The sequence below is a fragment of the Kitasatospora saccharophila genome (assembly GCF_039529925.1).
Taxonomy (GTDB): Bacteria; Actinomycetota; Actinomycetes; order Streptomycetales; family Streptomycetaceae; genus Kitasatospora; species Kitasatospora saccharophila.
Genome location: NZ_BAAANS010000154.1, coordinates 1 through 1,443 on the forward strand (window position 1 = coordinate 1; position 1,443 = coordinate 1,443).

The following is a 1,443-nucleotide window of genomic DNA, read 5'->3' on the forward strand; positions in this document are numbered from 1 at the left end:
CACCTCCTAATGCTGTTGTCAAGCCGCTGATGCGACCGGGAGTCCACGTTGGAAGCACTGTCCGTCACGGATGAGAGCCCACAGGACGTTGACGCGTCGGCGGGCCAGGGCGAGGACGGCCTGGGTATGGCGCTTGCCTTCGGCGCGCTTGCGCTCGTAGAACCGGCGGGACTCCTCGCAGCTGCGGATGCTGATCAGCGCGGAGGTGTAGAAGACACGCTGGAGGCCGCGGTGGTAGCGCCGGGGCCGGTGGAGGTTGCCGCTGACGTTGCCGGAGTCCCGGGGCACGGGCGCGACGCCGGCGAAGCTGGCGAGGCGGTCGGCGCTGCCGAAGCGGCTCATGTCTCCGGCGGTCGCGGCGAGGAACTCGGCGCCCAGCAGGGGGCCGATGCCGGGCATGCTGGCGATCAGTGCGGCGAGGTCGTGGTCGCGAAACCGGGCCGCAATGAGCTTGTCGATCTCGGCGATCTGCTCGCCCAGGCCCATCACCTCCCTGGCCAGGGTGTGGACCATCTGCGCGATGACCTTCTCCCCGGGAACGGTCGAGTACTGGCGATCGGCCGCTTCCAGGGCGGCCTGGGCGAGCTCTGCCGCGCCGCGGACCTTGCGGTTGCGCAGCCAGGTCTCCAGGCGGCTGCGGCCGGCGCGACGCAGGGCGGCCGGGGTCTGGTAGCCCGTCAGCAGGACCAGCGGGCCGACGTTGCCGAGATCCAGTGCGCGCTCCAACGCCGGGAAGGAACCCGTGAGTTGGCCGCGCAGGCGGTTGGTCCGGCGAGTGCGGTCGGCGACCAGGTCGCCCCGGCGACCGGTGAGGATCCGCAGCTCGGCGGTCAGCTCGTCGTCCGGGTGGATGACGGCCAGGTCGCGGCGCATGCGGGCCTGGTCGGCGATGACAGTGGCGTCCTTGGCGTCGGTCTTGCCGGTGCCCCGGTAGCCGGCCGAGGCCCGGTTGACGGCCAGGCCGGGTATGTAGACCAGTTGCTGGCCGTGGTTGAGCAGGGTGTTGATCCACAGAGCGGCCATGCCGTCGGCGACGTCCACCGCCCACACCACGTCCTCGTCGAGGGCGAGGACGTCGGCGAGCAGGGCCAGCAGCTCCGGCTCATCGTTCAGCACCCGGCGCGAGAGCAACTTCCTGCCCTCGCTGTCGAGGACCACGCAGTGGTGGTGGGTCTTGCCGATGTCCGTGCCCACCCAGATCCGGGCCACCTGTTCCTCCGGTCGTTCGATCGTTCTCGTGCTCCGGACGACCTCGCCAGCGTGGTCCTACTCAGCGATGCACCCGAGGGGCCCGCAGCTCCTAATCAGCGGTCGAGTCGTCGTGAGACGCCGGGCGGCCAGGTGATGGGAACCATCGTGGGCAACCCCCTGAAAGCCATGCCCGGCGTCTCTGGGCCTCTGGACCTTACGACGGCCCGTCCAACCCACCAACAACGTAGGACC

General features: G+C 70.1%; 1 protein-coding gene. It reads right to left on the bottom strand.

Features of this window, described 5'->3' with window-relative positions; genetic code table 11:
• Positions 1-18 precede the first annotated feature (18 nt).
• Positions 19-1,209, bottom strand: a complete 1,191-nt coding sequence (locus ABD345_RS39920) for an IS110 family RNA-guided transposase (RefSeq protein ID WP_344559739.1) — start codon at positions 1,207-1,209, stop codon at positions 19-21.
• Between the last annotated feature and the right edge of the window lie 234 nt (positions 1,210-1,443).